6 protein-coding genes are annotated in these 9,225 nt (G+C 75.7%); 4 read left to right on the top strand and 2 right to left on the bottom strand.

Annotated features, from left to right (window positions below):
• Nucleotides 1-227: 227 nt before the first annotated feature.
• The 3 genes from ACIRD3_RS19040 (at nucleotide 228) to ACIRD3_RS19030 (ending at nucleotide 3,937) form a co-directional block, all read left to right on the top strand.
• A complete protein-coding gene (locus ACIRD3_RS19040) occupies nucleotides 228-1,682 on the top strand; it encodes an MFS transporter (protein ID WP_402217699.1) in 1,455 nt (484 codons plus the stop codon).
• The gene (locus ACIRD3_RS19035; protein ID WP_402217697.1) at nucleotides 1,679-2,638 is read left to right on the top strand and encodes a GNAT family N-acetyltransferase; all 960 of its coding nucleotides are present in this window, start codon (nucleotides 1,679-1,681) and stop codon (nucleotides 2,636-2,638) included. The genes ACIRD3_RS19040 and ACIRD3_RS19035 overlap by 4 nt, the downstream gene beginning before the upstream one ends.
• A gap of 153 nt (nucleotides 2,639-2,791) precedes the next feature.
• On the top strand, nucleotides 2,792-3,937 hold the full coding sequence (locus tag ACIRD3_RS19030) for an NADH:flavin oxidoreductase (protein WP_402217694.1): 1,146 nt from the start codon (nucleotides 2,792-2,794) through the stop codon (nucleotides 3,935-3,937).
• A gap of 121 nt (nucleotides 3,938-4,058) precedes the next feature.
• Here ACIRD3_RS19030 and ACIRD3_RS19025 read toward each other — a convergent pair whose 3' ends face one another.
• Nucleotides 4,059-4,616, bottom strand: coding sequence for a TetR family transcriptional regulator (locus ACIRD3_RS19025; protein WP_402217691.1), 558 nt, complete (start codon nucleotides 4,614-4,616; stop codon nucleotides 4,059-4,061).
• Between the two features lie 195 nt (nucleotides 4,617-4,811).
• Between ACIRD3_RS19025 and ACIRD3_RS19020 the strand changes: the two genes are divergently transcribed.
• Complete coding sequence (locus tag ACIRD3_RS19020; RefSeq protein ID WP_402217727.1) at nucleotides 4,812-7,598, top strand: AAA family ATPase; 2,787 nt, start codon at nucleotides 4,812-4,814, stop codon at nucleotides 7,596-7,598.
• 49 nt (nucleotides 7,599-7,647) lie between these two features.
• On the opposite strand, the gene ACIRD3_RS19015 is transcribed toward ACIRD3_RS19020, so the two are convergent.
• Nucleotides 7,648-9,042 (bottom strand): family 16 glycosylhydrolase, encoded by a 1,395-nt coding sequence (locus tag ACIRD3_RS19015; protein WP_402217688.1) that lies wholly within the window; start codon nucleotides 9,040-9,042, stop codon nucleotides 7,648-7,650.
• Nucleotides 9,043-9,225 lie beyond the last annotated feature (183 nt).

Here is a 9,225-nt window from a genome sequence, read left to right as displayed (position 1 = left end):
CCGGTTTACCCCCCCCCCCCCCCCCCCCCCCCCCCCGCCCCCGCGGGGGTTCCCCCCCCGGGGGGGCCCCCCCCGCCCCCCCCCCCCCCCCCCGGGGGGGGGGGGGGGCCCCCCCCCCCCCCCCCCACCGCCCTTCCCCCCGACCATTCGCCGCCACCCCCGGACCGGAGGCCGCCGCCCGTGCCCCTGACCCCCGCCCCTCCTCCGCCGCCCCCTCCGGAGCTGCCGTGACCACCTTCCTGATCGTCTGGGCCGGCCGGCTGCTCACCGCCCTCGGCTCCGGCGTCTCCGGCTTCGCCCTCGGCCTGTGGATCTACCAGCAGACCGGCTCCGTCACCCAGTTCGCCACCGGTCTGCTGCTCGGCTTCGCCCCCGGCATGCTGGTCGCCCCCGCCGCCGGCGTCCTGGTGGACCGCCACCGCCGCCGGACCGTCCTGCTCTGCGCGGACGCGGCGGCGATGCTCGCCGCCGTGGCCCTGACCGCCGCCGAGACGACCGGCCACCTGGCCGTCTGGCAGGTGTACGCGACCACCGTCGTGGAGTCCTGCTGCGCCGCCTTCCAGTGGCCCGCGCTCGCCGCCGCCGTGACCGGCATGGTCCGGCCCGAGCAGCGCGGCCGGGCCGGTGCGATGACCCAAACCGCCCTGGCAGGCGCCCAGTTGCTCGGCCCGATGCTCGCCGCCGTCCTGCTCGGCGCGGGCGGACTGCGCGCCGTCCTGGTGACCGACGTCGTGTCCTTCGGTCTCGGGCTGCTGACCCTGCTGGTCGCCCGCTTCCCCGAGCCGACCGGCGGTACGGTCCGCTCCCGACCACCGGGGAAGGCCGACGGGACCGGTCAACGCCGGGGCTGGATGCACGAGTTGGCCGAAGGACGGCGACTGCTCACCGGCCAGCCCGGGCTGCGGCACCTGCTGCGGGTGGTCACCGTGCTGAACGGGGCCGAAGCCGCCGCCACCGCCGTGCTGCTGCCACTGGTCCTGGCCGGCACCCCGGCCGCCGAGCAGAACGCGGCGGTCGCGATGGTCAGCACCTCCGGCGGTCTCGGCCTGGCGGCCGGGAGTGTCGCCATGTCGATCTGGTCGGGGCCGCGCCGGCCCCTCGCCTGGGTCACCGCGGCCACCGTCCTCAGCGGCGCCGCCGTTCTGGCGGCGGGCCTGCACCCCCGGCCGGGCGTGCTGGCGGCGGCGGCCTTCACCTTCTTCCTCGGCCTGCCGGTGGTCTCCAGCTGCGCCCAGGTGCTCTGGCAGTCCGCCGTCGCCGCCGAGGCCCAGGGCCGGGTCTTCGCCCTGCGCCGGATGTTCACCCAGGGCGGCACCCTGCTCGGCTACCTGCTGGCCGGACCGCTCGCCTCGCAGGTCTGCGAACCGCTGGTGGCCCCCGGCGGCCCGCTCGGCTCCACCGTCGGCCGGCTGTTCGGCACCGCCCGGGACCGCGGCAGCGCCCTGCTGCTCTGCTGCACCGGCCTGTTCCTGGCGGCCGTCGGCCTGGCCGGGCGCCGCCACACCGTCACCGCCCTTCCGGACACCGCCCTGCCGGAGACCACCCTCCCGAACACCACCCGACCGGCCGCCGATCGTCCACCGACCACCCTTCCGCCCCCGGAGCCGGTCGCGTGCGATAGAACCGCAAGGACCGACCTGACCGCGATCCCCGCCAACTCGACCGACACGGAGCCACTGTGATCATCCGTCCGACCGCCACCGCCGACCTCGACCGGGTCCTCCCGCTGATCGCCCCCGATCAGTGCTCCGCCCTGACCGCCGACGCCTACCGGGCCCGGCTCGCCGACGGCGAGTACCGCACCGACTGGACCTGGATCGTCCAGGACGCCCCCGACGGCCCTCCGCTCGCCCTGGCCGTCTGGTGGGGCGACCCGGACGACGACCTGCCCTCCGCCCTCGACGGGCTGTACCTGCGCGACGCGGCGGGCTCGGCCGACGACCGCACCGAGCTGGCCTCGGCACTGCTCACCGCCGCCCACGCGGCCTACGCCGCGGCCGGGGCGGACGCCGCCCCCGACTACCACCTCATCCTCCCCGGCAACTGGCGCGAGCGCCCCGGCACGGCCGAGGCCGTGGCCTGGCGCCGGGAGGCGGCCCGGCGGTCCGGCCTGCCGGCGAGCGTGGAACGCCTGCGCTACGAGTGGACGCCCCCGGTCGGCCTCCCCGAGCCGTCCGGCCGCCTCCTCCTCACCGCCGAGCCCGACGACGAGGTCTTCGTCGACCTGTTCCGCCGGGTGCTCGTCGGCACCCTCGACGCCGACACCCGCAAGGAGGCCGAACGCCTCGGCGCCGAGGCCCAGGCCCGCGCCGACGTCGCCTTCTACCGCGACACCATGCTCGGCGACCGCTCCTGGTGGCGGGTCGCCCGCACCCCGGACGGCGAGCCGGTCGGCTTCGGCATCCCCTCCCGCAACCACGCCTTCCCCGTCGTCGGCTACCTCGGCGTCCTCCCGGAGCACCGCGGCCGCCGCTACGCCGACGACCTCCTCGCCGAGATCACCCGGATCCTCGCCGCCGAGGCCTCCCCGGAACGCATCCGCGCCGACACCGACCTCACCAACGCCCCGATGGCCGCCGCCTTCGACCGCCTCGGCTACCGCAACGACACCCGCCGCCTGGTGCTCTCCGCGCACTGACGGCCGCGGGTCGCCGGCCCCGCGCTGCCACCGGCGGGACGTGACGCGGATCACGTCGGGTTCCGCGCGGTCGGCGAAATGCGGAGGCTGCCGAGATGGTTGGCACGGGCAACCGTGTCCGCCCCGGCACACATCATCGTCCTCGAGGAACCCATGACCGTCACCGAGCCCGCCACGACCGCCGAGCCCGCCGCCTCCCGCACGGCCGGGATCCTGTCGCGCCCCGTCCGCATCAACGGGCTGACCGTGCCCAACCGCATCGTGATGGCGCCGATGACGCGCCAGTTCTCCCCCGGCGGCGTGCCCGGCGAGGACGTGCGCTCGTACTACGCCCGCCGCGCCGCCGCGGGCGTCGGCCTGATCGTCACCGAGGGGACGTACGTCGGCCACGAGTCGGCCGGCCAGAGCGACAGCATCCCGCGCTTCCACGGCGAGGAGCAGCTGGCCGGGTGGGCCAAGGTCGCCGAGGACGTCCACGCGGCGGGCGGCACCATCGTGCCGCAGCTGTGGCACATCGGCATGGTGCGCAAGCAGGGTGACCCGCCGTTCGCGGACGCCCCCGCCGTCGGCCCGTCCGGCATCCGGCTGGACGGCACCGAGGGGACGGGGCGGGCGATGACCCGGTCCGACCTCGACGCCGTCATCGGCGCGTTCGCCGAGGCCGCCGCGGCCGCCGAGCGGATCGGCTTCGACGGCGTCGAGCTGCACGGCGCCCACGGCTACCTGCTCGACCAGTTCCTGTGGGCGGGCACCAACCGCCGCACCGACGCCTACGGCGGCGACCCGGTCGCCAGGACGAAGTTCACGGCCGAGCTCGTCGCCGCGGTGCGCGCGGCCGTCTCCCCGGAGTTCCCGGTGATCTTCCGCTACTCGCAGTGGAAGTCGGAGAACTACGACGCCCGCCTCGCCGAGACCCCCGAGGAGCTGGAGGCGATCCTCACCCCGCTCGCGGAGGCCGGTGTCGACGCCTTCCACGCCTCGACCCGCCGCTACTGGATCCCCGAGTTCGACGGCTCGGACCTCAACCTGGCCGGCTGGACCAAGAAGCTCACCGGCCGCCCCGCCATCACCGTGGGCTCGGTCGGCCTCGACGGCGACTTCGTCCGCGCCTTCGCCGGCGAGGGCGCCCCGGTCCAGGGCATCGACAACCTGCTCGACCGGCTGGAGCGGGACGAGTTCGACCTGGTCGCCGTCGGCCGCGCCCTGCTCCAGGACCCGGAGTGGGCCGCCAAGGTCCTCTCCGACCGCTTCGCGGAGCTGCGCCCGTACGAGGCCGCCGCGGTCCGCACCCTGAGCTGAGCCCCCGAGGGCGTGTCCGCGCCCCCGTGACGGTCCGTCGACGCTGGACGTCGGCGGACCGTTCCGCGTTCCCGGCGGACCGGCGCGCCCGCCCGGCCGGGACAGTGAGCCTCGCGGGGGCTCACTCCGTCAGGACGGTGACGATGCGGCGGACCAGCTCGCGGCGCCGCGCCGGGTCGGCGACGCCAGCGACCGCCAGCACCTCGGGGTTGGCCGCCGGCCACAGCATCGCGAGGTGGACCAGCAGGGCGAACAGCACCTCGGGGTCGAACCGGGTGGAGACCCGGCCCTCGGCCTGCGCCTCGGCGATGGCGGCGCTGCGCTCGCGCACCGAGGCGACACCGAGCTCGTTGGGGGCGTCGCCGTACTCCAGCCGCTGCCAGGTGATGATCCGGGGCATGTCCGGGTGTTCGGCGTAGAGGTCGCTCAGGCTCGCCGCGAAGCCGGGAAGGTCGTCCACGTCGAGCGGCACGCCCACGACGATCTGCTCGACCAGCTCGTTCCAGACCGCGTCGAACAACCCGGCCTTGTTCCCGAAGTAGTGGTAGATCTGCGCCTTGTTGCTCCGCGCGGCGGCGGCGATGCGATCGACGCGGGCACCGTTCAGCCCGTGCGCGGCGAACTCGGCCCGGCCGGCCGCGAGGAGTCTCCGCTTGGTGGCCCCGGCGTCGCGCTCCACTGCACCCAACTCCTAACTAACCGGTTACTTGACAGCTTCAACCTGAGCACAGTGTAATCAACTAACCGTCCAGTTGAATACGGTTGCGGCCACACGGCCCGGGCAAGGACCGGGCGGGGACCGGCGCCGGGACGGGGATCGGGGGCAGGGAGCCGGGCGCAGGGGAGGGAACCGGGCGTGGAACCGGGCACGGTGATGGTCGGTCGGAACGGCGAGCAGACGCGGCTGGCCGACTTCGTACGGGCCCCCGACGGGCAGGCCCTGGTCCTGCGGGGCGAAGCGGGCGTCGGCAAGAGCACCCTGCTCGACCTGACCGCGCGGCTCGCCGCCGAGGACGGGCACCTGGTGGTCCGCGCCACCGGCGTCGAGGCGGAGACCGGGCTCCCCTACGCCGGACTGCACCAGCTGCTCTACCCGCTGCTCCCCGACGACGGCCCGGGACAGTCCGGCCGACAGCTGAACGCCGCCGCCCGCGCGGCCTTCGACGCCGTCTTCGGCGAGATGACCGGCCCGCCGCCGCCCGTCATGACCCTCGGCATCGCCGTGCTCAACCTGCTGTCCTGGACGGCCTCGCAGCGGCCGCTGCTGCTCGTGCTCGACGACGGCCAGTGGCTGGACGACGCCAGCGCCGACGTCTGCGGCTTCGTCGGCCGCCGACTGGCCGGCAGCCCCGGGGTCAAGCTCCTGGTGGCCGTCCGCGACGACATCGCCTCCCGGTTCGACACCACGGCGCTGCCGGAGGCAGCGGTCGGCACGCTCGCCGAGGCGGACGCCGCGCGCCTGCTGGACCGAAACCACCCCGAGCTCGACCGGCAGGTCCGCGGGCTCGTCCTGGACCAGGCCCGCGGCAACCCGCTGGCCCTGCTGGAGCTGCCCGCCCACATCACCGCCCACCTCGCGTCCCGCCCCGGTGACCGGGCGCCGCAGGACCTGCTCGGCCCGCACGGCGTCCCGCTGCCCCGGCGGATCCAGGCGATCTACGCCGCCCGCCTCGCGCGCCTCGACGACAGCGTCCGCGCGGAGCTGCTGGCCGGCGCCCTCGACGGCGCGACGGCCCGCCCCGGTGACGGCCCGGCCCCGACCACGCGGTACCGGATGCGTGACGTCGACGAGGCCGTCGCCTGCGGTCTGCTGGTCGTCGAACCGACCACCGGCGACCTCGCGTTCCGCCACCCGCTGGTCCGGTCGAGCATCGTCCAGCTGGCCACCACCGACCAACGCCGCGCCGCCCACCGCGTGTTGGCGCAGGTGCACCGGGAGCACCCGGAACGCCTCGCCACCCACCTGGCCGCCGCCACCGTCGACCCCGACGAGCGGGTGGCCGCCGTCCTGGAGGCCGCCGCCCGCTCGGCGACCCGGCGCGGCGGCGCGCGGATCGCCGTGGACTGGCTGACCCGCGCCGCGGAACTGAGCGAGAACCGGGCCGACCGGGCCAGGCGGCTCGGTGACGCGGCGTACGTCGCCGGGCAGGCGGACCGCCTCGGCCAGGCCCGCAGCCTCGCAGCGGCCGCGACGGCGCCCGGCTCGGACGAGAACCCCGCCGCCGTCCTCGCCAACGCCTACCTGGCGCTGTACCAGAACGGCGACGTGCGGGCCACGCACCGTCAGGTCGTCTCGGCGGTCGAGCGACTGCGCGACAGCGGCCCCGCCCCCGGCGACCCGGTGCTCGACCGGCTGGTGAGCCTGCTGCTCGCCGTCAGCCAGTACGCCGGGAGCCGCACCGCGTGGCAGCGCACCCACGAGGTCCTCACCTCCCTCGGCGACCTCGGCACCGAACGGGCGTGGCTGTACGGCAGCACCTGGAGCGACGTGGTGCGGCACGGCGCCGGCTGGTCCGAGCCGGTGGAGCGGGCCGCGGCGGGCCTGGAGGCCCAGGACCCGTGGGACGTCACGCGGCTGGCCGTGTCGGCCTACCACCTCGACGTGCTGAGCCCGCTGCGCCCGTACCTGGAGCGGGTCGTGGACCGTGAACTGGACACCGGTGCGATGTCCAGCGGCATCGTCATGCTGCACCTGATCATGCTCGACCAGATGGCGATCGGGCAGTGGGAGGCCGCCGAGCGCACCGGACACCGCACGCTCGCCCTGGCCACCGAACGCGGCCACGCGCTGTTCGCGCACCAGACGCGGGCCTACCTGGCCCAACTCGCCGCCGTGCGCGGCCGGGCGGAGGAGGCCCGCGACCTGCAGGCCACGGTCGACGCCTGGGCCCGCCCGCGCGGCCTCGGGTTCCTCACCCAGATCGCCGACGCCGTCGGCGCCACCGCCGCGCTGAGCGCCGGCGACTACGAGACCGCGTTCCTCTACGCGATCGGCATCACGGCACCGGGCGCCTTCCGGCCCTACGCCTACCAGGCCTCCCGCACCCTGCTCGACCTGGTCGAGGCGGCCCTGCACACCGGACGCGCCGAACAGGCCCGCGCCCACGCCCTGGCCGCTCGGGACACCGGCCTCCCCGACCTCTCCCCGCGCCTGGCCCTGGTCACCTACGGGGCCCTCGCCCTGACGGCGGACGACGAGGACGAGGCGGCGGACCTGTTCGCCCGCGCCCAGTCCCACCCCGCCGCCGACCGCTTCCCCTTCGAGCTGGCCCGGATCCGGCTGGCGCACGGGATCCGGCTACGCCGCGTCCGGGGCGGCGCGGCGGCCCGGGCCGTCCTCACCCGGGCCGCCGAGACCCTCGACCGCCTCGGCGCCACGGCCTGGGCCGAACGCGCCCACGCCGAACTGCGGGCCGCCGGTGTCACGCCCCACCCCCAGGCCCCCGCTCCCGCCGCCGACCCGCTGACCTGGCAGGAACGCCGGGTCGCGGAACTGGCCGCCGGCGGCCTGACGAACAAGGAGATCGGCGAGCAGATGCGGCTGTCCCCCCGTACGGTCAGCGCGCACCTCTACCGCGCCTTCCCCAAGCTCGGCATCACCACCCGCGCGGCGCTGCGCGACGCCCTCACCCGCCTCGGCCGGCACTCCGCCGCGCCCTGACCGGGCCCCGGTCGGGGGCGATCAGGGCGCGGTCGGGGCGCGGTCGGGCTCAGTGCTGCCAGACCCGCACGTAGTCGACCTGCATGTCCGCCGGGGCGACGGCCGGGTACTTGGAGTCGATGGCGTTGTCGAGGATCAGGTACATCGGCGCCGAGGTGATGCCGGTGGTGATCTGACCGACCTTCACCCCGTCGTAGTAGTAGGTGACCGAGCCCGGCGCCCATTCCGCGCCGTAGGTGTGCCATCCGCTGAAGTCACCGTGCGCGCACCCGCCGGGGCCGCCGGCGTCGGAGTGGAAGTGGTAGCAGGCGTCGCCGCCCAGCCCCTCCATCACGTCCAGCTCGCCGTCGGTCGGCCAGTTCTGGCCGTCCGCCCAGAACGCCGGCCAGTTGGCCACCTGCGTGCCGGACGCCGGCACGTAGATCCGGGCCTCGAAGGCGCCGTAGGCGAACTGGGCCTTGCCGTTGGTGTTGATCAGACCCGAGGTGTACGGGTAGGTCTTGCCGTTCACGGTGGCCGGCTTCTGGACCGCCGTCAGGTGCAGGCTGCCGCCGCTCACCGAGACCTGGGACGGGGAGTACGCGGCGGCCTCCTGGGAGTTCACCGGCTGGGTCGTGCAGGTGCTGCAGCCGAACCAGTTGGGGTTCCACTTGGCGGCGTCGAGCGAGCTCCCGTTGAACTCGTCCGCGAAGACCGGGCGCCAGGAGCCCGCGATGCCCAGCGGCCCGGCGGCGGCGCCGGTCGGCGTGGCGGTCGCGGTGGGGGTCGCGGTCGGCGGCGTGGCGGTCGCGGTGGCGGTCGGCGAGGGCGTAGGAGTCCCCGTCGCGGTCGCGCTCGGCGACGGCGTGGCGGTCCCCGTGGCGGTCGGCGACGGCGTGGCGGTCCGCGTGGCCGTGGCGGCCGGCGAGGGCGAGGCGGTGGCCGTCGCGGTCGGGGACGCGGACGCCGGGGCCGACGGGGTCGACGCCGGGGCCGACGGGGTTCCCGAGGCACCAGAGACACCCGAGGCACCGGAGGTGAAGGTGCCGACCGGGCTCAGGTTGTGCCAGCGGTTGGCGATCTCGTACGCAACGAAGTACGTGTACGTGCCCGCCGGGAAGGTGCGGCTCTGCGGCGTGAAGGTGAGCTGCGAGGAGGTCAGCGTCGCGGGGATCGCGCCGCGGAAGTCCTCGTGGGCGCCGCCGGCCGAGCGCACCGCGATGGTCAGTGCCTGGACCGTGGTCTGGCGGGTGGCGTGCAGCTTGGCGGTGGCCGTGACCGGGGTGCCGGCGCCGATCCCGGTCGGCGTGATCGCGATCGAGTCGACCACGACCGGCTCGGTCGGGGCGGACGGCAGGGCCCAGGCGGCCGCGCCGGTTCCGGTGGCGGCCAGCGCGATGCCGAGGGAGAGGAGACGGCGTCCGCGGGTGGGCGCGCCGCGGCGGTGCTTCGAATGCTTGGCCATGCGGGGGAGGACCCTTTCGTTCCCCCCTCGGCTGTGGACTCGCAGCAGACTGGACGAGGGAACCGTCCGCACGCAAGCTCGATGCCGCGCCCGGACCGGCGCCGCCGATCACGGACCCGGCCAAGTTCCCCTGGTCAGCCCGGCTTTCGGGCCTCCGCCGGCGGCCCGTGTGACGTGCCGCAC

The organism is Kitasatospora sp. NPDC093550 (assembly GCF_044764985.1).
Lineage (GTDB): Bacteria > Actinomycetota > Actinomycetes > Streptomycetales > Streptomycetaceae > Kitasatospora.
This window is presented reverse-complemented; position numbering and strand designations above follow the sequence as displayed.